Source organism: Pseudomonas putida (assembly GCF_028682635.1).
In the GTDB taxonomy this organism is placed as follows: domain Bacteria; phylum Pseudomonadota; class Gammaproteobacteria; order Pseudomonadales; family Pseudomonadaceae; genus Aquipseudomonas; species Aquipseudomonas putida_AE.
On sequence record NZ_JANHLK010000020.1, the window covers coordinates 69958 to 96176 of the forward strand.

17 protein-coding genes and 1 pseudogene are annotated in these 26219 nt (G+C 62.0%); 11 read left to right on the plus strand and 7 right to left on the minus strand.

The features are described from left to right. Positions 1 to 37: 37 nt before the first annotated feature. Positions 38 to 1252, minus strand: coding sequence for a YbfB/YjiJ family MFS transporter (locus NPS56_RS22420; protein WP_274076646.1), 1215 nt, complete (start codon positions 1250 to 1252; stop codon positions 38 to 40). A 113-nt stretch (positions 1253 to 1365) separates the two neighbouring features. Between NPS56_RS22420 and NPS56_RS22425 the strand changes: the two genes are divergently transcribed. Then, entirely contained in the window at positions 1366 to 2256 is an 891-nt protein-coding gene (locus tag NPS56_RS22425; protein WP_274076647.1) for a LysR family transcriptional regulator, read from the plus strand. A gap of 69 nt (positions 2257 to 2325) precedes the next feature. Here the strand turns inward: NPS56_RS22425 and NPS56_RS22430 are convergent, their stop codons facing one another. Then, positions 2326 to 3048 carry a pirin family protein gene (locus tag NPS56_RS22430; RefSeq protein ID WP_274076648.1) on the minus strand — a complete coding sequence of 241 codons (723 nt, stop codon included), beginning with the start codon at positions 3046 to 3048 and terminating at the stop codon, positions 2326 to 2328. A gap of 278 nt (positions 3049 to 3326) precedes the next feature. On the opposite strand from NPS56_RS22430, the gene NPS56_RS22435 reads away from it, so the two are divergent. From NPS56_RS22435 to NPS56_RS22445, 3 genes are all read left to right on the plus strand, one after another. Beyond that, positions 3327 to 4277, plus strand: a complete 951-nt coding sequence (locus NPS56_RS22435; protein ID WP_274076649.1) for a GlxA family transcriptional regulator — start codon at positions 3327 to 3329, stop codon at positions 4275 to 4277. 334 nt (positions 4278 to 4611) lie between these two features. After that, on the plus strand, positions 4612 to 6105 hold the full coding sequence (locus NPS56_RS22440; protein ID WP_274076650.1) for an MFS transporter: 1494 nt from the start codon (positions 4612 to 4614) through the stop codon (positions 6103 to 6105). Positions 6106 to 6411: 306 nt separating this feature from the next. Continuing rightward, positions 6412 to 7896: an ATP-binding protein gene (locus tag NPS56_RS22445; protein WP_274076651.1), complete on the plus strand. Its 1485-nt coding sequence runs from the start codon at positions 6412 to 6414 to the stop codon at positions 7894 to 7896. On the opposite strand, the gene NPS56_RS22450 is transcribed toward NPS56_RS22445, so the two are convergent. Continuing rightward, on the minus strand, positions 7861 to 10665 hold the full coding sequence (locus NPS56_RS22450; protein ID WP_274076652.1) for an ATP-binding protein: 2805 nt from the start codon (positions 10663 to 10665) through the stop codon (positions 7861 to 7863). The two genes, NPS56_RS22445 and NPS56_RS22450, sit on opposite strands and share 36 nt — an antisense overlap. A gap of 130 nt (positions 10666 to 10795) precedes the next feature. After that, positions 10796 to 11209, minus strand: a pseudogene (locus NPS56_RS22455) (helix-turn-helix domain-containing protein); the annotation flags it as partial. A 157-nt stretch (positions 11210 to 11366) separates the two neighbouring features. Between NPS56_RS22455 and NPS56_RS22460 the strand changes: the two are divergent. The 5 genes from NPS56_RS22460 to NPS56_RS22480 all read left to right on the plus strand — a co-directional run bounded on the left by NPS56_RS22460 (position 11367) and on the right by NPS56_RS22480 (position 16733). Further along, positions 11367 to 12287 carry a LysR family transcriptional regulator gene (locus tag NPS56_RS22460; protein ID WP_274076653.1) on the plus strand — a complete coding sequence of 307 codons (921 nt, stop codon included), beginning with the start codon at positions 11367 to 11369 and terminating at the stop codon, positions 12285 to 12287. Positions 12288 to 12599: 312 nt separating this feature from the next. After that, entirely contained in the window at positions 12600 to 13202 is a 603-nt protein-coding gene (locus tag NPS56_RS22465) for an antibiotic biosynthesis monooxygenase (RefSeq protein ID WP_274076654.1), read from the plus strand. Beyond that, positions 13199 to 15037, plus strand: coding sequence for an amidohydrolase (locus tag NPS56_RS22470; RefSeq protein ID WP_274076655.1), 1839 nt, complete (start codon positions 13199 to 13201; stop codon positions 15035 to 15037). The genes NPS56_RS22465 and NPS56_RS22470 overlap by 4 nt, the downstream gene beginning before the upstream one ends. Before the next feature lie 37 nt (positions 15038 to 15074). Beyond that, positions 15075 to 15701: an isochorismate family cysteine hydrolase YcaC gene (gene ycaC / locus NPS56_RS22475; protein ID WP_274076656.1), complete on the plus strand. Its 627-nt coding sequence runs from the start codon at positions 15075 to 15077 to the stop codon at positions 15699 to 15701. A 135-nt stretch (positions 15702 to 15836) separates the two neighbouring features. Continuing rightward, positions 15837 to 16733 carry a LysR family transcriptional regulator gene (locus NPS56_RS22480; RefSeq protein ID WP_274076657.1) on the plus strand — a complete coding sequence of 299 codons (897 nt, stop codon included), beginning with the start codon at positions 15837 to 15839 and terminating at the stop codon, positions 16731 to 16733. 126 nt (positions 16734 to 16859) lie between these two features. Here NPS56_RS22480 and NPS56_RS22485 read toward each other — a convergent pair whose 3' ends face one another. The 3 genes from NPS56_RS22485 to gspG form a co-directional block, all read right to left on the minus strand. Further along, positions 16860 to 17453, minus strand: coding sequence for a hypothetical protein (locus tag NPS56_RS22485; protein ID WP_274076658.1), 594 nt, complete (start codon positions 17451 to 17453; stop codon positions 16860 to 16862). A 150-nt stretch (positions 17454 to 17603) separates the two neighbouring features. Beyond that, the gene (locus NPS56_RS22490; RefSeq protein ID WP_274076659.1) at positions 17604 to 18791 is read right to left on the minus strand and encodes a type II secretion system F family protein; all 1188 of its coding nucleotides are present in this window, start codon (positions 18789 to 18791) and stop codon (positions 17604 to 17606) included. Positions 18792 to 18805: 14 nt separating this feature from the next. Further along, complete coding sequence (gene gspG, locus NPS56_RS22495; protein WP_274076660.1) at positions 18806 to 19255, minus strand: type II secretion system major pseudopilin GspG; 450 nt, start codon at positions 19253 to 19255, stop codon at positions 18806 to 18808. Between the two features lie 206 nt (positions 19256 to 19461). On the opposite strand from gspG, the gene NPS56_RS22500 reads away from it, so the two are divergent. Further along, positions 19462 to 20070: a lytic transglycosylase domain-containing protein gene (locus tag NPS56_RS22500; RefSeq protein WP_274076661.1), complete on the plus strand. Its 609-nt coding sequence runs from the start codon at positions 19462 to 19464 to the stop codon at positions 20068 to 20070. A gap of 205 nt (positions 20071 to 20275) precedes the next feature. Continuing rightward, positions 20276 to 26113: a manganese-oxidizing multicopper oxidase MnxG gene (gene mnxG / locus NPS56_RS22505; RefSeq protein WP_274076662.1), complete on the plus strand. Its 5838-nt coding sequence runs from the start codon at positions 20276 to 20278 to the stop codon at positions 26111 to 26113. Positions 26114 to 26219: the final 106 nt, after the last annotated feature.

A 26219-nucleotide genomic window follows, 5' to 3' on the forward strand; every position in this document is an offset into this window, starting at 1 on the left:
CTTGTAGGAGCTGCCGCAGGCTGCGATCTTTTGATCTTCATGGGCAACTGACCTGAACAAGAGAGTCAGGCCGACTCGATAAACGCACCGCCAACTCCAGCAACAACGCCAAAACAATCGCCCCGGCAGCAATCACGAACATCAGCCCATGATGGCCGCCGCTGGTATTGAACAAGGCGGAATAAGCGAACCCGGAAATGGCCTGGAAGGTGGCAAACGATACGGTGGCGCGACTCCACACCACCTGTTGCTGATGATGCCCGGGGACCAATTCGTGAACCCGCGCCAGTGCCAGCGGCACGATGCCCGGAGGGAACGAACCGAGGATCACTGCCAGCAGCACCAATGCCGCGAAAGAGCTGGAGATCGACAGCAGCGCCACGGCAATCGCCTGCACCACCAGCACCAGACGAATACTCGGCTTCGCCCCCAGTTGATCCGCGAGAAAGCCATAGCTTACCGGCCCGACAATCGCGCCGAGGCCGTACATCACCCAGACAAGCGCCCCGACCTGTGGCCCGGCACCGAGGCCGCGGGCCACGTAGTCCACCAGGAACACCATGGCTGGCACCAGCCCCGCCGCCATGAGTGCGTATTGGGCAAACAGCAGGTAGACGGCCGGCTGGGTGCGGGTCGACACGGCATCGGCCGTCGCTGTCATCGTTGCCTGGGGCGCAGCCGACGGCCAGCCAAACCAGCTGATAGCAGTCAATATCAGTGCCAGCAAGCCGAGTCCCAACCAGGTTTGCTGCAGGCCCAGGCTCAGCAGTGGCGGGACGATCGTCCCCGACCCGGCAATGCCCAGCCCGATGCCGAGAAAGATCGCGCCACTGGCCAGCCCTTTGCGCGAGGCCGGCACATGCGGCAACACCGTCGACGCCACCAGCACCATGATCGCGCCACCGGCGACGCCCGAGAGCAAACGCCAGCCGAAAAACCAGCTCACCGACAAGGGAAAGGCACAGGCGAAGAACGACAGGGTGACCGCCAGCATCATCAGCCGCAGCACAGTTTTGTTGGATGTGTGACGCGCCAACGGGTGGCCGATCAGTGCACCGATCAGGTAGCCCACCAGGTTGGCGGCACCGAGGTACACCACGTCGCTGGCGGAAAACCAATGGGCCTGGATCAGCGAGGGAATCAACGGCGTATAGGCAAAACGCGCCAGGCCAATGCTGACCAGGCTGGCGCACAGGCCGGCAAAAATCGGCAGCCAGAATGCGTTGCGTGGGGTGTTCAGGGGGCTGAGCATGGGTGCTCTCCTGCAAGTTTTTCACTGGTGATCAGCTTAACCAGGTTTAGTGATGCACCAGCGCAGCGATTTCGCGTTATCGTGATGCGCAAATGCATCAGATGGAGAGCTCCATGAACTGGGATGACGCACGGGTATTTCTCGCGGTCTGCCGCGAATCAACGCTGCGTGGCGCCGCGCGAGTATTGGGTGTCGACCAGGCTACGGTGGGCCGGCGCATCACGTCGCTGGAAAAGTCATTGGGAGCGACGCTGTTCCTGCGCACCTCCGAAGGTTATGCGTTGACCGCGGTCGGCGAAGCGGCGATGCGCGCCATCGAGAAAATGGAGCACTCGGCGCTGGAATTGCAGCGCCGTATCCAAGGCCTCGACGACCGGCTGACGGGCACCGTGCGGGTCACTACCACCGACTCCATGGCCATCGACTTCCTGATCCCGGCCGTCGCTCGACTGCATCAACGTCACCCCGACGTGCGGGTGCAACTGGACGCCTCGACGCAAATCCTCAGCCTGGCCAAACGCGAAGCCGACATCGCCGTACGTAATACCCGGCCGGACAATCCGGACCTCATCGCGCGGCGAATCGCCCGTTGGCCGGTGGGCCTGTTCGCCTCGCAAGCCTATGTCAATGCCCACGGTGTGCCCGAGCCGGGATCGGCGTTCGAGAGGCATGATCTGGTGGTGTATCAGCCGTATCTGCAGAGCGGCAAGGACATGACGCTGGTCAGTGAACCTGTGGGGCGCGGGCGGATTGTCGCAAGCCTGAGTTCCAGCCTGCTGGTGCGGCGATCCATTGCCGAGGGGATCGGGATCGGGGAAATTCCGGTGTACGTGGGGGAGAGGGATGGACTGGTCCGGCTGTGGCCGGAGCGTACTCGGCCGTTGCCCTATGACGTGTGGCTGGTGACCCACGCGGACCTTCGGCATACGGCGAGGGTCCGTGTGGTGATTGAGGAAATTGTCGAAGCCTTTTGTGGGAGCGAGCCTGCTCGCGATGGACGTTAACGATAACGCGTGCTCCCTGGAAACCGCGTTGTCCTTCCGTTCTTCGCGAGCGGGCTCGCTCCCGCAGGGTCATGGCATTTCTGGCAACTCATTCGCACGCAGATCGAACACCAGCACCTCGGCATCCACCCCATTGCTCAAGCTCAGCAACTGTTCCTCGCGAACCCGCACGCCGTCGCCTTCCTGCAGTGCTACACCGTTCAGCTCAACGCGACCACGAGCCACATGGACATAGGCATAACGATTGGCAGCCAGTTCCACAGTGGCACTTTCCTTGCCATCAATCAGGCCGGCATACACCCGCGCATCCTGGCGCACCGTCAACGAACCCTGGGCGCCGTCGGGGGAGATGATCAATTGCAGGCGACCGCGTTTCTTCTGGGTGCTGAAATGCTCCTGCTGATAGCGTGGCTTGGCACCGCTAACGTCCGGCACTATCCAGATTTGCAGGAAGTGCACGGGCCGCGAATCCGAGTGGTTGTACTCGCTATGCGCCACGCCGCTGCCGGCGCTCATCAACTGCACATCGCCGGGACGGATCACCGAGCCGGTGCCCAGGGTGTCCTTGTGTTCCAGCGCGCCTTCGAGCACATAGGAGAAAATTTCCATGTCGCGGTGCGGGTGTTGGCCGAAGCCTTTGCCGGCGGCCACGCGGTCATCGTTGATCACCAGCAGATCGGAAAAACCCTGTTCTTTCGGGTTGCGATAGCTGGCGAAGGAAAAGGTATGGAACGACTTCAGCCAGCCGTGATTGGCCAGGCCACGATCCGATGCTTTGCGAAGGGTCAGCATGATGAAATCTCCTTTTGGGACGTTGATTCGTCCGAGTGAGGAGAAGGTTAATGTTAATCCATTGGTGCAATAAGTAGATGAAAACTGAAATACTGTCTCTTTCAGGTTGACAGCTGTGTACCTACGGACGCAGTACCCCTGTGGGAGCGGGCTTGCTCGCGAATGCGGTGTTACATTCAACAAATTTGGTGACTGACACACCGCCTTCGCGAGCAAGCCCGCTCCCACAGGTTCGGTGTTCGGCACAAAGACCTTCCTTGATTTCAGTGATTGAACCCATGAAAACCGTGGCAATGGTGCTGTTCCCCGACTTTCTCCTGCTCGACATGGCCGGGCCGATGGAGGTGTTTTCCATCGCCAATCGTTATCTCAAGCCCGACGAGCACTATGTGCTGACGACCCTTGGCACCGAGCCCGGCGCACTGCGGGCGTCCAATGGCGTGAGGGTGCAGGCTGACATGCCGGTCGAGCAGGCCTGTGACGGCTTTGATCTGCTGCTGGTGCCCGGCGGCCCCGGTGCCTACAACGAAAAACATCCGCCCTTGCTCGAGTGGCTCAAGCGCAATGTCAGCCGATCGCAGACCTTTGGCTCGATCTGCACCGGGGCGTTCGTGCTGGGGCACGCCGGTTTGCTCGACGGCTATCGCGTGACCACCCACTGGCACTACACCGAACGGATGATCAAGGCATTCCCCAGGGCGACGGTCGAGACCGACCAGATCTACGTCCAGGACCGCAACCTCATCACCTCCGGCGGCGTCACTGCCGGCATTGACCTGGCGCTGGCCGTGGTCGCCGCCGACCATGGCAAGAAAGTCGCCCAGGACGTGGCCAAGGTGTTGTTGGTGGTCATGAAACGCCAGGGCGGCCAGGCGCAGTTCAGCCCGCTAATGGCGGCAGTGGCCCCAAATGAAACGCCGATCACCCGGGTGCAGAACCATGTGCTCGAACACCTGGACGAAGCCTTCAGCATCGAACGCATGGCGAGCCTGGCCAACATGAGCCCGCGACATTTCGCCAGGGTTTTTGCCCGGGAAGTGAACATGACCCCCATGGAGTTCCTGCAAAGCGCCCGCATCGACCGCGCCAGGAACCTGCTGGAAACCGCTGACCTGCCGCTCAAGACCGTAGCCTTCAAAAGTGGCTTCGGCAGCGTACGGCACATGCGTTTCCTGTTCAGTGAAAAGCTCGGCCTGACCCCGATCCAGTACCGCGAGCAGTTCAGCTAGTGTCCTCTGGCCGTTACAATTTTCGAACACTAATAGACGGATTTCCTGATCCGTAATATCTACTGATCTTCTCCTTTTTCGATGGGTCTTATCCTGAGGGGCAGGCGCATGTTCTGAAAGAAGTTGTGTGTAAAGTCGAAACGAAATGTGTTTCATGTGAGGTGTTTGTGGAAGTGCAGAGATAATTCCTACAGCGTGTTCTTCTTTTGACTTTCTTGCTCGAGTTTTGCGTTGTGCCTGTTGATTGTGTATCGGGCTTGTGGTTAGGTTGTTGGGGTTGTGAGCCGCTGTTATTACCGCAAGCACTAAAAGTAGCAAGTTAGGTGGGGCGAAGATGCATGTAGAGAAGTATAGATGGCTTGTATTGGCTGTTGTTTCGATTGCACTTCTTCTGGTGGCGATTGATATGACAGTTTTATATATCGCGCTGCCCACTTTAACCCATGAGCTGCGGGCTTCTACCTCAGAAAAGCTTTGGATCGTAAATATGTATCCATTGGTGGTTGCGGGCCTTTTGTTAGGGGCTGGCACGCTTGGGGATCGGATCGGGCACAAACGAATCTTTATCATTGGCCTGCTCATTTTCGGCGTGGCGTCACTACTGGCGGCATTCTCACCAACTTCCGCTGTTTTGATTCTTGCTCGTGGACTTTTGGGTGTCGGGGCGGCAGCCATGATGCCGGCGACACTTGCAATCATCAGTTTGTCTTTTGAAGATGAAGATGAACGCTCTATTGCCATTGGCATTTGGGCAGCAGTTGCCTCCGGAGGTGCTGCTGCTGGTCCTTTGATGGGCGGGGCACTGCTTGAGTACTTCTGGTGGGGCTCGGTGTTTCTGATCAACGTTCCGATTGTGTTGATAGCATGTTTGTTGTCGGGATTGCTGATCAAAAATATCAAGAACGATTCTGCTCAACCTTGGGACTTGGTTGCTTCATTACAAATCACGGTGGTGTTGATAAGTCTCGCGTATGCGATCAAGGAATTTGCCAAGCAGATGCCTTCCTATGCGGATGTCATTCTGGCATTGCTGATCTGCATTTCCTTTGCCCTGCTGTTCGCCCGTCGCCAACGCAACAGCGAATTTCCATTGGTTGATATGCAGGTTTTTCGTAACCCTGCGTTTTCCTCTGCGGTTCTGGCCGGGTTGGTGGTAGCCGGGTGTCTGATGGGTATCAACCTGGTCCTTAGTCAACGATTGCAACTGGTTCTGGAGCTTTCTCCGTTGCAGACCGGGCTTTACTTCTTGCCTTTGTCTTTAGGCGCCATTGTTGGCAGTCCGTTGTGTGGTTGGCTTCTGCCGCGCTTCAGGAGCGACCGTTTTCTGTCGTGTGTGCTGACTGTGTACGCTGCGGGCATTGCCCTGTTCATGTTCAGCTTCTCCTACTCCATGTACCTGCAAGTATCTTGTTTATTTCTGCTAGGGGCTTGTGTTGGAGCCAGTATGACGGCTGCATCAAATACGATTATGTCCGCCGCACCGCCCGAGCGTGCCGGAATGGCAGCCTCAATCGAAGAAATATCATATGAATTGGGAGGGGGGTTGGGTATTGCAATCATGGGCAGCTTGATGTCGGTTGTTTACAGTCGAACATTATTTATTCCTGAAAGCTCCATTGATGCAGAACTGGCCCGAGATGGTATCGATAGCGCGATACTGATGGCCGAACAGTTGCCGGGTGCGGTTGGTGATTCGCTGGTCATGAATGCACGACTAGCTTTCGATAATGCCGTGTTTTCGGTAATGGGAACGACTATTGTCTTGCTATTGATAGTTGCGGTGCTGGTTCGATTAAATTTCAATACTTCTGTTAAAGCTGCCGCTTGATTTGTCTTCAAGATAAAGCCTCTGATTACGCATTCAATTGCGTGACTACATCACTGAGGCGTCTGCGGAATGTCTCTGTATCGTTCGCCACCGTTTCCGTTCAGTGAAAAGCTCGGCCTGACCCCGATCCAGTACCGTGAGCAGTTCAGCTGACACGCTTGTCCGTTGTGCGCACCCTATTGGCCGTGACGCTCCCCCCATGGCGGTTGTACCGTCACCGGAGCCTGCCAAGATACCGCTGAACTCATTGCAAGGAAGGTACGGAGCCTGTCATGTGCCGAGCAGGTTTCCAGCGGGTGAAAGCGTATGAACAGCCTCAGAAATGTAATCAGCGACACGGTGCTGCACTTTGGCCCCTACGCCTTCCACGTCAATCAGCGACTGGTTCGCCAGGGTGATCAGCCGCTGCGCCTGGGCGGGCGGGCGCTGGATATCCTGCAGGTGCTGGTTGAGCATGCCGGCTCGGTGGTCAGCAAGGACCATCTGATTGCCCAGGTCTGGCCGAGAACGGTGGTCGAGGACATCAACCTGCGCGTGCACATTGCCGCCCTGCGCCGGGCCTTTCGTGACGGGCAGGACGGGCACGGCTACATCGTCAACATCCCCGAGCGTGGCTACAGCTTTGTCGCGCCGGTGCGCCAGGCGCTGGAGCTCACGCCTTTGGCCAGCGACGCCTTTGCACCATCCCCCCACAACCTGCCGGCACGACTCACACCCGTCATCGGTCGCGATGCCGTGGTGGGCAGTCTGGTGCGCAAGTTGCCAGCGCGCCGTTGCATGACCCTGGTCGGGCCCTGTGGCATCGGCAAGACCACCGTTGCCCTGCGTGTCGCCGAATTGCTGTTGCAGCACTTTCGCGATGGCGTGTGGCGGGTGGATCTGGCGATGATCGACGACCCGGCACAGGTGGTCGACTATGTGACGCGCACCTTGCAACTGGACGTGGGTACGACCCTGGACGCGCTGGGCCAGTGGCATGGTTTGCTGGTTCTCGACAACTGCGAGCACCTGCTTGAAAGCTGCCGGGCACTGGTCGAGCAGCTGTTGATTTCGGCACCGCGCCTGTCGATTCTCGTCACCAGCCGTGAGCCGCTGCTGGCCACCGGCGAAGAACTCTTGCCATTGCCGCCGCTACTGGTGCCACCGACGTCGGCGTTACGTTGTGTCGATGAGGTCATGGGCTATTCGGCCGTGCAGTTGTTCGTCAGCCGTGCCCGCGCCCGCCAGCAAGGTTTTGCCCTGCGCGAGCAGGACCTCAAGGCTGTGCGCGAAATCTGTTGGCGACTCGATGGGCTGCCATTGGCTATCGAGTTGGCGGCGGCGCAGATCGATGCGCTGGCGCTGGTGGGGCTGCAAGCGCAACTGGACAACTGTTTTCAGCTGCTGACCCAGGGGCGGCGCACGGCGGTCCCGCGACACCAGACGCTGAAGGCGGCCCTGGACTGGAGCTATGAGCGGCTAAGCCCGATGGAGCAAACCGTGTTGCAGCGTCTGGCGGTGTTCAAAGCGGCGTTCACCCTCGACGCGGCGATCGCCGTGATCAGTTGCGCGACGCTGCCGCCGTCCAGCCTGAGCAGCGTGATGCAAAGCCTGGCGCTCAAATCGCTGCTGGCACTGGAGCAACTGCGCGGCGTGACGCGCTACCGTTTCCTCAATACCACCCGTTGTTATGCCCTGGAAAAACTCGAACAGAGCGGGGCCTTGCGTACCTTCGAAATGCGCTACGCCGGCTACGTCAGTCACACCCACCGGCCATCAAGCCGACTCGTGGCTGGGGAGCTCGCCGAGTAGGCGTTGCGCGGTGGCCAGGTCCGGTGTGGCATGGCCTTCGGTAAACCGCTGGTGGATCGGCGACAGCAGCTCCCGGGCCTGCCGGTCGCGGCCCTGACGCTGCCAAAGCCGCGCCAACGAGGTGGCGCTGCGCAGTTCCCAGGCCAGGGCGCCTTGGACTCTTGCCACGTTGAGCGCCTTGCTCAGCAAGGTCTCGGCGGCACAGTCCTGCACCGGGCAATCAGCGGCCAGCAGCACATCGGCCCTGGCCCGCAGAATCTCCGCGGTGCTCCAGCCCGCCGCACCGGTTTGCGCGCGTTGCAGCAAGTCGTCATCAATCAGGCGGCTGTCGAGGGTGATCATGAGTTCCTTGATCAGGCCCACAGCGGGACGCGGCGACGCATCGGCCTGGGCAGTGTCGATAACCTGCGCATAATGTCGAGCCCAGGTATGGAACAGCAGCACCGAGTGTTTCTGCGCCTGTTCCAGCAGCAGGTGCAAGAGTTCGCGAGCGGTTCGGGCGTCGCCGTTGTAATGGGCGATCAGGCAGCCCGCCAGGGCCAGGGTGTAACAGATGGACGTGCCATGGTTGATCTGCAGTGCGATGTCCAGTGCCTGCCGGGCCGTACGCCAGGCTTGCTCCGGTTGGCCCTGGATCCAGAGGATACGGGCGAGGATGGTCAGCGCGGCGACGCTCTGGTCGTATTGCACGCCAAATCCATGGGTGAAGCGATTGAGATGGCCACTGTGGGCCATGCGCTGGATCACCTCTTCGGCGTTCATCCGGGCCCGCTGCTGATCGCCGGCAAAGTGCAGGGCCAGGACCCGCAGGCGGTGGGTGCTCAGGGACAGCATCGGGTCACCATGCAACCCCAGGCGATCGAATTGCTCGCTCTGTTCCAGGGCCATTTGATAGTGGCCGCAACTGAGGTTGACCGCCAGGTGCCCGGAGATGGCGCGCAGTTGTCCGGCTACGTCTTTGCAGTGTTCGGCCAAAGCCCGGGCGCTGACGAAGGCCTCGACGGTTTCGGCGGTGCCGCCCTGGGCGTGGTAACAGGTGCTGCCCAAGGCCAGTTTCAGCAGCATTTGCAGCCGTGGGCAGACTTCGGGCGCGGCATCGAGCAGGGCCAGGGCCTTGCGCACATAACCGCCGTACTCGTTGAGCAGCGACAGTTCCTGCCACAGCGGCGTGGACGTCGCGGTCAGGCGGATCGCCAGCGCCTGCGGCCCTGATGCAGACAGGCCCCAGTCGAGCGCTGCGCGGATGTCCTCCAGGCTGCGGGCATAACGCTCGATCCACAGACCGGTGGGGATCTGTTCCCAGTCCTCCTGTGCCTGTTGCATCAGGGCCAGGCACCGTTCGGCGTGGCGTTTGCGGGTGTCGGGCAGTTCAGTGCTTTGTTCGAGTTTTTCCAGGGCATAACGGCGGGTGGTGTCGAGTAGGCGGTAGAACACTTCTTCGTCACCGACGTCCACGATCAGCAGCGACTTGGCCACCAGTTGCATGATCGAGCCGAACACCTCGCGCGGTTCGATGTGTTCGCCCACGATCACCGCCGCTGCCGATTCCAGGGTAAAACCACTGCGCAAGATGCCCAGTCGCCGCAGGCAGGTCTGTTCGCAAGCAGTGAGCAGGTTGAAGCTCCAGTCCAGCGTCGTGCGCAGGGTTTGATGCCGGCCCTGGGTCGTCTGGCCGCTGTGGGCGAGCAGGCGAAAACTTTCCTGCAACTGCGCCAGCAAACCGCTGAGGCCAAGGTTGGCGACTTGCGCGGCCGCGAGTTCCAGGGCCAGCGGAATGCCGTCCAGGCGCTGGCAGATCTCGATGACCAGCGGCAATTCGGCTTCGCTCAGCTCAAAGCTGTCCTGGTTGGCCATGGCCCGCTCGATAAACAGCTGCACGGCGGAAAAACCCAGGGCCTGGGTGCGGTCCTGCACGGTGATGGGTGGGGGGCATTCCAGCGGCTCCAGGCGCTGGACGAATTCGCCTTCGGCGCGCAGGCTCTCGCGGCTGGTGGCGAGGATGTGCACCTGCGGCGCGCCACCCAGCAGGCTTTCACAGAGCAGTGCCACGCGGTCGATCAGGTGTTCGCAGTTGTCGATGACCAGCAGCATATGCCGCTCGCGCAGGAACGTGGCAAGTGTGCTCAGCGGTTCGCTGTCGTGCAGGGACAACCCCAGCAATGTCGCCAGGTGGCCGGTGATCAACGAGGCGTCGTTGATCGGCGTCAGGTCCAGCAGGCGGATGCCGTCGCGGTAGTGGCCGATCAGTTGCTCGGCGACGCGCAGGGCGACGCTGGTCTTGCCGATGCCGCCGGGGCCGACCAGGGTGATGAAGCGCTGGAGCGGCAGTTGCGCCACCAGCCTGTCGACCAGCACCTGGCGGCCGATCAGGCGGGCGCGGCGCAGGGGCAGGTTATGGCCGCTGGATTCAACCAGGCCATTTTGCGGACGGTGTTCGATGGGCGCAAGCGACCACGGCGCGACAAAGCTGTAGCCGCGCTGGGCCACGGTGACGATGTAGCGCTGGCCAGCCTGGCCGTCGCCGAGGGCTTTGCGCAGGGCGGCCATGTGCACCCGCAGGTTGATCTCTTCCACCACGCTGTCGGGCCAGACTTCAGCGATCAGCTGTTGCTTGCTGACCACCTTGCCGGCGTGTTCCAGCAGGATCAACAGGATGTCCATGGCGCGTCGGCCCAGGCGCAGGGGCCGGTCGGATTCCAGCACCAGACGTTGTCCGGGGTAGATCCGGTAGGGGCCGAAATGCACAGCCTGTTCGAGGGCGAGGGTCAACGGGTTGCTCCTGTGTGAATGCGTCTGGAACGCACTTCTGGAGCATATTCCTCATATTTTTTCCGGCGCGCAATGCGTCGTTTATCACAGCGGTTGAACTCGGCGCTCGATGATCCGGGTGCTGCCCGCAGGCAGGTGATGTGGGGAGGGCGCGTACGGCCCGGCAACGCCACGCAAACGGATTGATGCCCTCGCTGCGGGTGAACATGTGGCAGAAGTGAGCCTGGTCGCAGAAGCCGCATTCGAGGCTGATTTGCGTGAGACTCAGGTCGGTGTGCTGGATCAGCTGCTTGGCCCGGGCGATACGTTGCTGGCGAATCCATTCCTGTGGCGAACAGCCGGTGCTGCACTTGAACGCGCGGGAGAAATGACTGCGCGACAGCGAACAAGCCTGGGCCAGTTCGGTCACTTGCAGGGATTCGCCGAGGCGATCGAGGATCAGTTGTTTCACCAACTGTTCGCGCTGCGGACTGAGGCCGCTGGCGCTTTTTTCCTGGGGCTGCGCGACTGTCGCGCGAGCGGCGCTTTGCTGGAACTGAGCCATGGCGAATGTCCGAATGGGTAGGATTCATTCTTGAACCCCAAGGCTCTGGCGCGCGAGTTAAACGTTGTTAATTCCTCATGCAGGGTGGGCAGTCCTGGGTAAAGTCAGACACAATCGCCACCTCGCGCCTGGCTCAACACACAAGGGAACCGTGCCTATGAACCGTAACGATCTGCGTCGCGTCGACATGAACCTGCTGGTGATTTTCGAAGCGCTGATGTTCGAGAAGAACCTGACCCGCGTGGCGGAAAAACTGTTCATGGGCCAACCGGCCGTGAGTGCGGCGCTGGGGCGGTTACGCGATCTGTTCGACGACCCTTTGCTGTTGCGCAACGGTAGAAGCATGGAGCCGACGGCACGGGCGCTGGCGATTCTCAAGGAACTACAACCGGCCATGGACACCATTTCCGGCGCGGTCAGTCGCGCCAAGGAATTTGATCCGGCGACCAGTTGCGACGTCTTCCGCATTGGCCTGTCGGACGATGCCGAGTTCGGTCTGTTTCCGCCTCTGCTGAGCAAGCTGCAGGAAGAGGCACCGGGCATTGTCGTGGTGGTGCGCCGGGCCAATTACCTGCTGATGCCGGCGTTGCTGGCGTCGGGGGAAATCTCCGTGGGCGTCAGCTACACCACCGACCTGCCGGCCAATGCCAAGCGCAAGAAGCTGCGGGATATTCCCTGCAAAGTGCTGCGCGGTGACAAGCGACCGGGGACGCTGACCCTGGATGAGTATTGCGCGCGTCCCCATGCGATGGTGTCGTTTTCCGGGGACCTGAGCGGCAATATCGACCTGGACCTGGCGAAGGTTGGTCGCACCCGTCGGGTGGTGCTGGGCGTTCCGCAGTTCAGCGGCTTGCGCGCGTTGCTCGCCGGCACCGAGATGATTGCGACGGTGCCGGATTATGCGGCGTGTGCGCTGGTGGAGGGGTGTGGCTTGCGTGCCGAGGATCCGCCGTTCGAGATTGCGGCGGCGCAGTTGTCGATGGCCTGGAGCGGGGTGCATGACAATGATCCGGCGGAGCGCTGGTTGCGGTCGCGGATCAGTCAGTTCATGTCGGAGCCGCTGTCGATCCCGGCGTGACCGCGGCGGCCTGCCGGCCAACCTGTATTTTTGCGGATGTACCCAACCCCTGTAGGAGCTGGCTTGCCAGCGAAGGCGGCTACGAGGCCAACCTATCTCCTACAGATGTACTCGGACCACTGTGGGAGAGAGCTTGCTCGCGATTGCGGTGGGTCAGTCAGCAACATTGTTGAATGTAAAACCGTCTTCGCTGGCAAGCCAGCTCCTACAGGGGGCTCGGGGTCCCTCGCAATAAGAGCACGTACATTCAATTTTTTCCTTTCTCGCCCCGGCATTATTCAATTCAATATTGTCTCGCCGGAGCCCTCCGCCATGCCTGATTCCAACGTGCTCGACTCGCCTTTCGAGGAGGTCGTGACCCTGGTCATCAAACACCGGGTCAGGGCCGGTTATGAAGTGCCCTACGAGGCCTGGCTGCGCAACATCGTCAGTGTCGCCGGACAGCAGGAGGGGCACCTGGGCGTGGATGTGATGCGCGGCAAGAACGCGGGCCTCGATATGTACACCTGCGTCCTGCGCTTTTGCTCCACCTCGGCGATGCAGCGCTGGCTCGATTCGCCCCAACGCCAGGCGCTGGTCAACGAAGCCACGCCGATGCTGGCCGACGGCGACCAGACCGAGGTCAACCCGGTCAACGAATTCTGGTTCGCCCCCCAGGTCGAGTCGGGCTCGCCACCGCCGCGCTGGAAGCAGGCCGTGGTGACGCTGCTGGTGATCCTGCCGCACACCTTGCTGGTGCCGCTGCTCTGGGGGCCGTTGTTGCGGCTCAACGCCGTGCTCTCCAACTACGTGGTCGCGACCTTCCTGATCACCCTGACCATCGTGCTGTCGGTGGTGTACCTGTTCATGCCGATGGCGACGCGCCTGTTCGCGCCCTGGCTGTCTTCTTCCACTGCGCCCAAGGAAACGCGATGAACGCCGATCTGATTCTGTTCAATGGCCAATTTCATACCGTCGACCGTGAAAACCCACGCGCCACTGCGGTCGCCATCAGCGAGGGCCGCTTCGTCGCGGTCGGCAGCGATGCCGAGGCCATGGCCTTGCGCGGTTCTGGCACGCAGGTGATCGACCTCAAGGGCCGTTGCGTGATCCCCGGCCTCAACGACTCGCACTTGCACCTGATCCGTGGCGGTCTGAACTACAACCTCGAACTGCGCTGGGAAGGCGTGCCGTCACTGGCCGATGCGCTGCGCATGCTCAAGGATCAGGCCGACCGCACACCCACGCCGCAATGGGTGCGGGTGGTCGGTGGCTGGAACGAATTCCAGTTCGCCGAAAAGCGCATGCCGACCCTCGAAGAGTTGAACCAGGCCGCGCCCGATACCCCGGTGTTCGTCCTGCATCTGTATGACCGCGCCTTGCTCAACCGCGCCGCGTTGCGGGTCGCCGGTTACACCCGCAATACGCCGAACCCGCCGGGTGGCGAGATCGTGCGGGACTCGAACGGTGAACCCACCGGCATGCTGGTGGCGCGGCCCAACGCGATGATTCTGTACTCGACGCTGGCCAAGGGGCCGAAGTTGCCGCTGGAGTACCAGGTCAACTCGACGCGCCAGTTCATGCGCGAACTCAATCGCCTCGGCCTGACCAGTGCCATCGACGCTGGCGGCGGTTTCCAGAATTACCCGGACGACTATCAGGTGATCGAGCAGTTGGCCAGGGACCAGCAACTGACCGTGCGCATCGCCTACAACCTGTTCACCCAGAAACCCAAGGAAGAACTGACCGATTTCAAGAACTGGACCAGCAGCGTGACCCTGCACCAGGGCGACGACTACCTGCGGCACAACGGCGCCGGGGAGATGCTGGTGTTCTCCGCGGCGGATTTCGAGGACTTCCTCGAACCGCGCCCGGACCTGCCGCAAACCATGGAAGACGAACTGGAACCGGTGGTGCGCCATCTGGTCGAGCAGCGCTGGCCGTTCCGTTTGCACGCCACCTACGACGAATCCATCAGCCGCATGCTCGACGTGTTCGAGAAGGTCAATCGCGACATCCCGTTCAACGGCTTGCCGTGGTTTTTCGACCACGCCGAAACCATCACCCCCCGCAACATCGAGCGGGTGAGGGCGCTGGGTGGCGGCATCGCCATCCAGGATCGCATGGCGTTCCAGGGCGAATACTTCGTCGAGCGCTACGGCGCCAAGGCAGCGGAGGCGACGCCACCGATCAAGCGCATGCTGGCCGAAGGTGTACCGGTCGGCGCCGGCACCGATGCCACGCGGGTGTCCAGCTACAACCCATGGACCTCGTTGTACTGGATGGTCAGCGGCCGCACCGTCGGTGGCCTGGCATTGCACGCCGAGGGCCTGTCGCGCCAGACCGCCCTGGAACTGTTCACCCACGGCAGCGCCTGGTTCTCCTCCGAGCAGGGCAAGAAAGGCCAGATCAAGGTCGGGCAACTGGCGGACGTGGCAGCCTTGAGCGCGGACTATTTCAGCGTCGAGGACGAAGCGATCAAATGGATCGAGTCGGTGCTGACCGTGGTCGGCGGCAAGGTGGTGTATGCCGCCGATGATTTCGAAAAACTTGGGCCCGCCAGCGTGCCGGTGCTGCCGGACTGGTCGCCGGTGGTGAAGGTACCGGGCCACTGGCGGCCGAATTCGCCGTTGCAGGCGCAGGTTCACCAGTGCAGCGGACCCTGCGCGGTGCACTCCCACAGCCATGAGCGGGCGCGTCTGTCGAATGCGCCGGTGAGTGATTTCGCCGGGTTCTGGGGTGCCTTCGGCTGCTCGTGTTTTGCTTTCTAATCAACTTAAGCGACAACCATCCACCAAGGAGTTTTTCATGAGCAACGTTCCGTACAAACGCCTGAACAAAGACGATGCAGTGGTGCTGCTGGTCGATCACCAGACTGGCCTGATCTCGCTGGTCCAGGACTTCTCGCCCAACGAGTTCAAGAACAACGTGCTGGCCCTGGGCGACATCGCCAAGTTCTTCGAACTGCCGACCATCCTCACCACCAGTTTCGACAGCGGCCCCAACGGTCCGATCGTGCCGGAGCTCAAGGCGCAGTTCCCGGATGCGCCGTTCATTGCGCGCCCTGGCCAGATCAACGCCTGGGACAACGAAGACTTCGTCAGGGCGGTGAAGGCCACCGGTCGCAAGCAACTGATCATCGCCGGCGTGGTCACCGACGTCTGCGTGGCGTTCCCGACCCTGTCGGCCCTGGCCGAAGGTTTTGAAGTGTTCGTGGTGACGGACGCTTCCGGCACCTTCAACACCACCGTCCAACAAGCAGCCTGGGCCCGCATGTCGGCCGCCGGTGCACAGCTGTTGAACTGGTTCTCCGTGGCGTGCGAGCTGCAAGGCGACTGGCGCAACGACATGGAAGGCCTGGCCAACCTGCTGTCGGAACGCATTCCGAACTACCGTAACCTGATCAACAGCTACACGACCTTTACTTCGAAGTAAGTCGACAGGCTGAAAAGATCGCAGCCTTCGGCAGCTCCTACAGGGGAACGCGTACAACTGTAGGAGCTGCCGGAGGCTGCGATCTTTTGCTTTGTAAACGTTGTAAAGTGTCGGACTGTCAATCAAGGCGCGACAATGAACCCGTTCGAAGATATGCGTATTTTTTGCCAGGTGATGGATTCCGGCAGCTTTACGGCCGCCGCCGATCAGTTGGGATTGTCCAAGCAGTTTGTCAGCCGGCGCCTGATGCAGCTCGAAGCGCGTCTGGGTGTGCGGCTGCTCAATCGCTCGACAAGGCGGCTGGATGTCACGCCCCTGGGGCAAAGTTACTACGAATCGGCCTTGCGCCTGCTGGGCGAAGTCGAGCAGGTGGAGCAGGGCATCGCCGGGCAGACCACCGAGCCGCGCGGCACCATTCGCGTGAGTGCCCCGCTGTCGTTTGCGCTGGCGCATCTGGGGTGCCTGCTGCCGCAGTTTCTGCAGCGTTATCGTGACGTCACGGTGGAGGTGGACCTGAGCGATCGCCCGGTGGATTTGCTCGGCGAGGGCTACGACCTGGCACTGCGCATCGGCACGCTGGAAGACTCGACGTTGATCGCGCGGCGCATCGCTTCCATCCAGCGCGTCTACTGCGCGAGCCCGGCTTACCTGGCTGAGCGCGGTACGCCGGTCAAACCCGAAGACCTGCACCAGCATGACTGCCTGCCTTACGGTCATGGGCGTCAGGTGCAATGGCGCTTCGAAGGGCAGGGCAAGCCGCTGATGGTCAACGTCACCGGGCGGATGCGGGTCAACAATGGCGAGCTGCTCAAGGACGCGGCGATTGCCGGGATGGGGATTACCTACCTGCCGACGTTTATCGTCGGGGCGGCGTTGAAGGATGGGCGATTGGTGGCGGTGCTGGATGAATTTTGTCCCGAGCCGCTGACGCTGTCGGCGGTGTATCCGCAGCATCGCCAGGCGTCGCGACCGGTGCAGGTGCTGATCGAGTTTTTACGCGAGCGCCTGGATCAGACGCAGGGTGTATTGTAGATCTACGGTTCACACAATCCACTGTGGGAGCCAGCCTGCTGGCGATGGCGTCAGGACATTCGACATTGATGTCGTCTGACCCACCGCCATCGCCAGCAGGCTGGCTCCCACAGGGTTTAGACCAGGTCAGTTGACGCGTTTGTCGTCGCCGGGTTCGCCAGCAGCATGCAGGCCGCGATCGTCACCGACTTCGCCAGCACGGTGAACGCCGTGGTCGTCGCCGACCTCGCCGGAGCGGTGAACACCATTGTCGTCATGCCCGGCCTGATGTACGCCATGATCGTCGCCCGGTTCAGAGTGGGTGCTGCTACGTCCGGAGTTAGAGGCGGTATTGCCGGCGTGTCCCGAAGCATGGTCGCTGCCGCCATGACCGCTGCCGGCGCTATTGCCGCCGTGACCTCCGCCATTGCCACCGCCGCTGCCACCACTGCCTCCGCCGTGGCCACCACCATTACCGCCGCCACCGCCACCGCCACCGCCACCGCCACCGCTGCCACCACCGTGACCGCCGCCACCACTGCCGCCGCCACCACCGTGACCGCCGCCACCGCCACCACTGCCGCCACCACCACCGTGGCCACCGCCACCACCACCCCCACCACTTCCGCCTTCTTTCGCCTGGGCACTCGATACCCCGGACAGGCTGTCCGGAATCAGGACGGTAGACGCCGATAAGACCGCGCCAATCGCTACCGCCAGTAATAGCTTGTTGATGTGCATGTCGTTCTCCGTCTTTTAATTCAAGTTAGAACGTTGATGAACATTGCAACGTGCTGCCATATTCAGTGGGTAAACACGCCTGGGTCCGGCTTTATTCGTTGTCACGGGGAAAAAGACTGAGATTTCCCGGGCAGGCCCGTCCCAGAGGCGTCAGTGAATGCTTGAGGCCAGCTCGAAAATCGGGATGTACATCAAAATCACGATCACCCCGATCAGCAGGCCGATGAAAGTCATGAGCAAGGGTTCGAACAAACGCACGAACCATTCGATCCAGCGGCTGATTTCTTCGTCGTAGAAGTCCGCACTACGCTCCATCATCTGCCCGAGGTTGCCGGACTGTTCGCCAGCGCGCAGCAGGCGCAGGGACACCGGGGTCACCAGGTGATTGAGTTCCAGCGCCGTCGACAGCGATTGCCCCTCGCGCACCCTTTCGCAGGCCTGGTCCAGGCGCAGGCGGGAGGCCGGGGTGAGCAGGTTGCGGACCATGCCCATGGCGGTGACGAGGGGGATGCCGCCTTGCAGCAGGATGCCCAGCGAACGGTAGAACCGCGCCAGTTCGTACATGAAGATGCGTTGATGCACCGCCGGCAGTTTCTCGATCAAGCGGTCCAGGCCCCGACGAAAGGCCGGCTGGCGCTGGAGGAAGGCGAGGGCGATGACGATCGTCGCCAGTGCGCCAAAGAATTCGCCCTGGTGAGCGTGCAGGAACATGCCGCTGCTCATGAGGATCTGCGACAGCCACGGCAGGTTCGAGCCCAGCCCTTCGAACACCAGGCTGAAGCGCGGCACCACATACCCCATCAGGAACAACACCACGCCACCGCCCACCACCAGCAACAGCATGGGGTAGATCGAGGCGCTGACGATCTTCTGGCGAACCTCGTCCATGCGCTGGCGATAGCTGACGTAGCGGCCCAAGGCTTCGCCCACGGCGCCGGTCTTCTCGCTGGACTGGACCAATGCGACGTAGAGCGGCGGGAACACCGCCGACAGTTGGCCCAACGCCTGGGAAAACGATTTGCCTTCGTAAAGCAGGCGCACCAGTTCGCTCAAGGTCTTGCGGGCCTGTGGCGCGTTCTCTTTTTCCGCCAGGCTTTCCAGCGCATCGATCAACGGCAGGCCGGCATTGAGCAGGGTGGTCAGTTCCTGGCTGAACAACACCAGGTTGAAGGTCTCACGCTGCCTGGGGCGCAGCGCCCGCCAGTGACGTTCGGCGTGCAGGCTGACCACCCGCAGGCCCTGGTCCTCGGCGATGCGCCGGGCTTCGCTGTCACCTGGCGCCTCGACAGTCATTGAAACCACACCGGCCTTGCCGACCGCTTTGAGGTGAAAACGCATGGTCGCCATTCCCCTCATTGCCAACTGGTGACTTCGGCGTTTTCGCCTTCGCCGCCGGGTTGGCCGTCCTTGCCCATGGACAGCAGGTCGTACTCGCCGTTTTCGCCAGGGTAGCGGTAGTTGTAGTTACGGCCCCACGGATCCTGCGGCAGTTTTTTCTGCAGGTACGGACCGGTCCAATGAGTTTCGTCACTGGGGGCGGTGACCAGTGCCTGCAGCCCCTGTTCGGTCGACGGGTAATGGCCGACCTCCAGGCGGTACAGGTCCAGGGCCTTGCCCAGGCCTTCTATTTGCGCCTTGGCCACCTTCACTTCGGAACGGCCCAGTTGCGCGAAATATTTCGGCGCGACGATGCCGGCCAACAGCCCCAGCACCACCAGCACCACCAACAGTTCAAGCAATGTGAACCCGCGCTCGGCTCGAGGGGGAAAAGCACGCGGGGCGAAACGCAGACGCTGTTTCATGTTGACCTCACACAGTCGGCAGAAGGGTCGCGTCAACGGCTTATGCAATTGCCATGCAAAGCCCCGCTCAAGCTTCGGACATCCTCGTGCAGCCCCCGTATTCCGGCCACTCGCGCTTTCGGCACAGTGCTTGCGTATGGCTGATACGCGACTGGCCATTGGGGCATTACCCCCATTTTTCGGGGCCGGTCAGGGGAGGTAGAACCATGAAAACTCTCACCACAGGATTGCTTGGCATGATGCTGCTGGCCGGTGCTGTCCAGGCCGATGTGTTTGTTTCCAGAGACGCCAAGGGCGACTTCGTTTTGTCCAACGTCCATCGCCCCGGCCGCCACTACGAACGGGTGGTGCAAGAGGTCGAAGTGGCGGCGGTCAGCCTCGATCAGCAGCCGCAAATGATCGCTTCGCGCCCCTATGCCGAGCTGGTCTCCAAGGCCGCCACGGACAACGAGTTGCCGGCCGCGCTGCTGCACGCGGTGATCCAGACCGAATCGAGCTACAACGCCCGCGCCGTATCGCCCAGGGGCGCGGGCGGGTTGATGCAGTTGATGCCCGACACCGCCCGCGAGCTGGGGGTGAAAAACGTCTACGACCCCAAGGCCAACATCCAGGGCGGAGCCCGATATCTCAAGCGCCTGATGACGATGTTCGACAACGACATCGCCCTCGCCGTGGCCGCCTACAACGCCGGGCCGCAAGCGGTGCTCAGCCGTGGCGGGGTGATCCCGCCGTTCGCCGAAACCCAGCGTTATGTGCCCAGTGTGCTGCGCCAATACCGGCGCCTGCAGGGGCTGGCGGCGGATGCCCCGCTATGACGAACAGCTTGGGGCGAGTTTCCCCAACATTGGGGCATGGTGGCCCCGACGCAAAAGTGGGGAATGGGTGGGGAATATCCCCCGATGAATTAAATGGGGACTGTAACTGTTTGAAATAACGATAAATTTTTTATGGCATGCAGATTGCTCAAAGGGTTTTGTCGAGAATTATTCCCTGTGAGCACCCACAGCGAGGCCCGTGATCATGACCGGCACATTCCACGCTCCATCCGTCCTTCCCTGGCTGCTGTTGGCCGCATCGATGCTCGGCATCGAAGTCGCCGAAGCGGCAGCGCGATGTGAGCGCAACCTGGTGGCCAACGTCGTGGCGCTGGACCAGCCGCTGATGTTCAACCGCCTCGGTGCGCAGAACGTCAACGGCATGATGTTCGCCCTGCGTCGCGATGTGGTCGATGACCATGACGTCTCACTGGCCCAGGGTGGTGCGGCGGTGCCGGGCAAGGTTTCGCTGCGTCCCGACAAGCGTCCACGTCCGCTGGTGCTGCGGGTGGCCGCCGGTGACTGCCTGACCATCAACCTGCAGAACCTGCTGGCTTATCAGGCCAACCCCGGTTCCCACGACGGTGGCGAGGAAGAGGAGGGCGAGGAAGAAGAAGGCATCGAAGTGGGCGGTAACGAAAACTTCAAGGTCGACGAGCAAGTGGCCGACCGGCATGTCGGTTTCCAGGTCAACGGCATGCAAGCGGTCAACAGCATCGACGACATCGCTTCGTTCACCGGGCGCAATGCCAATAGCCTGATCGCTCCGGGCGCCAGCCGCTCATACACCCTGTATGCCGAGCGCGAAGGGGTGTTCGCCGCCAGCAGCCGTGGCGCAACTTTCGGTGGTGAAGGTGCGGCCGGCAACGTCGCCAACGGTCTGTTCGGCCAGGTCGTGGTGGTGCCCAAGGGCGGTCGCACCTACCGCAACACGGTGACCGAAGAAGAAATGCGCCTGGCGACCACAGGGCGCACCCCGGCCGGTCAGCCGATCGTCGACTACCAGGCCCGCTACCCGCAACGCGAGCCGTGGGTCCGTGAAGGCAAGGCCGGCACGCCGATCATCAACATGGTCGACGGCAATGAGATCATTTCCAGCGAGAGCGACGCGATCGTCATGGGCAGCAATGCCGACGGCAGTTTCCCGCCCTCCACCTATCCATTGGAATCGGTGGGCAAACGCAACCCGGCGCTTCCCAATCGGCTGGAACCGTTCCGCGACTTCGCCTCGCAGTTCCAGGATGAAACCGCAGCGACCCAGGCGTTTCCGGCCTACTGGGCCGACCCGGTGATGGCCCACGTGCTGGAGCCGACCCGCGACTCCTTCATGATCAACTATGGCTCCGGCGGCATGGGCGCCGAAGTGGTCGCCAACCGTCTCGGCGTCGGTCCGATGCACGATTGCCTGTCCTGCGCCTACGAAGAATTCTTCCTCAGCTCCCACACTGTCGGCGACGTGGCGATGCTGGTGGACGTGCCGGCCAACGCCGGCCTGGAAGGCATCACCCCCGGCCAGACACCGAACGCCGATCAGGTGGGCGTCAAGGCGACAATGGCGCTGTACCCGTCCGAGCCGTCCAACGTCAACCACAGCTACATCGGTGACTTCGTCAAATTCCGCAACACCCACAACGGCCATGAGCAGCACATTTTCCACCTGCACGGGCATCAGTGGCTGTTCAACCCCAACGATGACAACTCGGACTACGTGGACGCCCAGGGCATCGGTGCGGGCGCCGGATACACCTATGAAATCGCCAACGGCGGTTCGGGCAACCGCAACCGGGTCGCCGGCGATGCGATCTATCACTGCCACTTCTACCCGCACTTCGCCCAGGGCATGTGGGCCATGTGGCGGGTGCACGACGTGTTCGAAGAAGGCACCAAGCTCGAAGTCTCGCAACAAGGCAACGACGGTTACCACAGCGAGCCTTATGCCCTGCGCAGCGGTAAACCCGCGGCGGGCGCACGGGCCTTGCCCGATGGTGAAATCGTCGCTGGCACACCCATCCCTGCGGTAGTGCCGCTGCCCGGCAAAGCCATGGCACCGATGCCAGGCAAAGTCGCCGTGGTACCGAAAATCGGCGAGGGCCTGTTGGCCGCCAACGACGATGACGATGAAGAAGAGGGCGACGATGACGGCGAGCACCATGGCGGCAGCGGCGGCGCCCAGGCCATCGGTTCCCTGGCCCTGGTCGATCGCAGCGAAGCCAACCGCAACGCCGACGGCACCCTGAAAAACCCTGGTTATCCATTCTGGATTGGCGGCATGGAAAGCTCGGTCGGCCAACGCCCACCGACTCCGCCGCTGGACATGCTCGACGCTGCCACGGCGCAGGCCTTGAAAGCCACGGGCAAAGCCTTGTGGGCCAACCTTGACCCGGCTCAGTCCGGTGGCTGGGACGGTGGCCTGGGCCGCCATGTGCTGGATGGCATGTCTGCCGGTGGCGAGGCCGAGACCATTACCACCTCGCTGGATTTCTCCAAGACGGTCACGCGCGCCAAGCCGATCTACCTGCCGGAAGAGGGCACCGAAGTCGAGCAAGCGGCAATGGCCTTCCACGCCAAGAAAGACCATCCAAGTTTCGCCCTGCTGCCGGGCAACCAGATCGTCGCACGGCCTTTCCGCACCAACGGCGCCTTGCCGATGGCCGGTGCGCCATTCTATGAACCGTGCATGGACGACCGGCAGAAACGCCTGAGCAGCAGCGCCGGCATCGGTGAATTCAACAGTGGTGAGCGGCTCGACGGCATGTCCTTCATTGGCTCCTCGAGTTTCACCGCCGACCGTCCGCGCATCTACAAGGCGGCCAACATCCAGTTCGACGCGGTGTACAACAAGGTCGGCTACCACTTCCCGCAAGCGCGCATCCTCGCGCTCTGGGAAGACGCCTGGCCGGTGATCACCAAGCAGCGTCCGCCAGAACCTCTGGTGATGCGCATGAACACCTTCGACTGCGTGCAATACCAGCAAACCAACCTGGTGCCGGCCACCTATGAGATGGACGACTATCAGGTGCGCACGCCGACCGACGTGATCGGCCAGCACATTCACCTGCCGAAGTGGGACCTGGTGTCTGCCGATGGTTCGTCCAACGGCTGGAACTACGAAGACGGCGTACTTTCCCCAGGTGCGGTGCAAGAACGCATCCACGCCATCCGCGAGTTCAACCAGTGCGAAGGCACTGATCCACGCGACGGCACACCTGCCTGTCCGAAAGCCAAGAACCACCCGTACTTCGGTCAATATGGCCGGGCTGACTGGGTCGGCGCGCGTACCGCGATGCAGCGCTGGTTCGTCGATCCGGTGGTGAACGCCAAAGGCGTCGACCGTGGCCTGGGCACCATCTTCACCCACGACCACCTCGGCCCATCGACTCACCAACAGATTGGCCTGTACGCCACCGTACTGGCAGAACCGGCCGGTTCCACCTGGTTCCACGCCGAGACCGGCGAGCCGTTGTACAGCGGCGCGCGTCAGGATGGCGGACCGACTTCGTGGCAAGCGGTGATTAATACCGGTGACATCGACGGCGATGGCAAGAACGACAGCTTCCGTGAGTTCTTCCTCGAGTACAGCGACTTCCAGCACGCGTATGAAGCCGGTGTGTACGTCGGCGCAGGCCCGGACGGCAAGCCGAATGCACAAGCCTTCCCGGCTACGGCGGACAGCTTCCGCTACGCCATCAACCCGCCTGTGCGTAACAACGCCAGTACCTTGCTGGACGGCATTGTCGAAATGCAGGGCGGCATGCTGCCCGGCTGCCCGAGCCGGCCATGCCCTCAAGCCATTTCGGTGGATGACCCGGGCATGTTCGTGGTCAATTACCGCAACGAACCGCTGGCCCTGCGGGTGTACGACCCGAACAAGGTCGGCCCGGACGGCAAGCGCGGCATGCAGGCCGATGGCCTGGGCGGCGACCTGGCGTACGCCATGCAAAGCCGTACCGACCGTGCGATCCCGGCGATGAACCTGGCGCCGAACCTGATCACCGCGGCCACCGGCCCAACCGGCGGCACCACGCTGTTCCCGCCGCACATCAACAAGGGCGGCGCCGAGCCTGGCGATCCGTTCACCCCGATGCTGCGGACCTACACCGGCGACAACGTGCGGCTGCGGGTGCATGCCGGTGGTCACGAGGAGGAGCACAACGTCACCCTGCACGGCGTGAAGTGGCTGCAAAGCGGTTCCGGTTTCGGCAACAGCTCCAACTCCGGCTGGCGCGCGTCGCAGATGATCGGCATCTCCGAGCAGATGGGCTTCATTGCACCGGTGTCGATGCTGTCCAGCTCAGCGGCCACCACCGGTGACTACCTGTACTCGATGGATGCTTCGATCGAAGGCTACTGGAGCGGCATCTGGGGCGTGATGCGCAACTACACGGCGCAACGCAGCGATCTGTTCGCGCTGCCCAACAACGCCAAGCCTACCGGCATGCGCAACACCGTGGCGTTCGACGGCATCTGCCCACGGTACGGCGCCAACCCGAACGGTATCGGCACTAGGCCGACCCCACAACGCAACTATGAAGTGGTGGCGGCATTGGCCAACGACATCCTCCGCAACCCGCTGGGCCTGACCATCGGTGATCCGGCGGGTCTCGGCCAGCATGTCGGCGGGCCGTTGAATCCGGCCGGCGGCACCCTGGTGTTCAACTCGCGGACCGTGAGCATTCCGCAGGTCACTGTGTTCGACCCTGAAGACGGTGAAACCATCACCATCGGCGGGCAAAGCGGGCCGCTGCATGACCCGACCGCGATCCTGTATGTGCGCAAGGCCGACCTCGACCCTGCCACCGGCAAGCTCAAACCCGGTGTGCCAGTCGAACCCCTGGTGCTGCGCGCAGCGGCCGGTGACTGCATCAATGTCACCCTGGAAAACCGTCTGCCGAGCGTGATGCCGGACCTGGCCCAGACCGCGGTGATGCAAGGCATGGTCAAGCGTGATCGCAACAGTGGCACCGGTTCGACCACCTTCAGCAACAACCTGATGCGGCCGTCGAGCCACGTGGGTCTGCACGCGCAATTGCTGGCGTACGACATCACCAAATCCGACGGCACCAACGTCGGCGCCAACCCGACCCAGACCGTGCCGCCGCGTGTCGGCAGCAGCGGAGCCTACCCGACCCGTACCTACCAGTACTACGCCGGGCACCTGGAGCGTGAAGGCAAACCGATCACTCAGTTGGGACGTAATGTCGACAACATCAACGCCACGGCGATCGAGTTCGGCGGGTTGAATTTCACTCCGGCGGACGTGATCAAGCAGTCGCAAAAAGGCCTGGCCGCTGCGGCGAGCATCCTGCCGGTGGGCGCCACCTGGGTTGACGACACGCGCAAAGTGAATGCCACGGTCACCGCACCAGGGCAAACCAGCTACCGCGACTTTGCGATGGTCTGGCAGAAGGCCTTGAACATTCGCTGGGCCAATGGTCGGCCGGTGGAAGGGATTGCCGCGGAAGGGTTCGGCGTACCGAACGATCCGCAGGACAACTCGAGCATGGCCATCAACTACAGGACCGAACCCATGTGGTACCGCTTCGGCCTGGCCCCGGATGCACCGTTCGGGCGCGCCGATGGCGCGGGCTACGGCGACATGGTGAACGCGCACATGGCCTACAGCAATGCGCTGGTGGGTGGTGATCCGCAAACGCCGGTGCTTTACGCGAGGCCTGGGCAACCATTCCGTACGCACATCCTGATGCCTACCGGCGGCAGTCGCGGCACGACCTTCCAGTTGGACGGGCACGTCTGGTCGACCAACCCGTTCCTGTCGGAGAAGAGCGATACCGGCGGCTATCCAATGGGCACCCCTGGCGTGGGCTCGGTGAAGTTCGGCTACAACCCGATGTCGATGTACATCGGCGCCCGCGAGAGCGTCCTGCCGGCAGCCCACTTCAGTTTCATGCTGCCGAGCGCCGGAGGGGTCAACGCGATACCGGGTGACTACCTGTTCCGCGATTACGCCGCCTACGGCAACACCTCCGGGTTGTGGGGGCTGTTGCGGGTGACCAACGAAGCGGAACCGGCGCCAGCGCCGTAGGGCAGGCAAACGCAACACCTGTAGGAGCTGGCTTGCCAGCGAAGACGGAGTGTCAGACACATCAATGTTGAATGTGCTGACGCCTTCGCTGGCAAGCCAGCTCCTA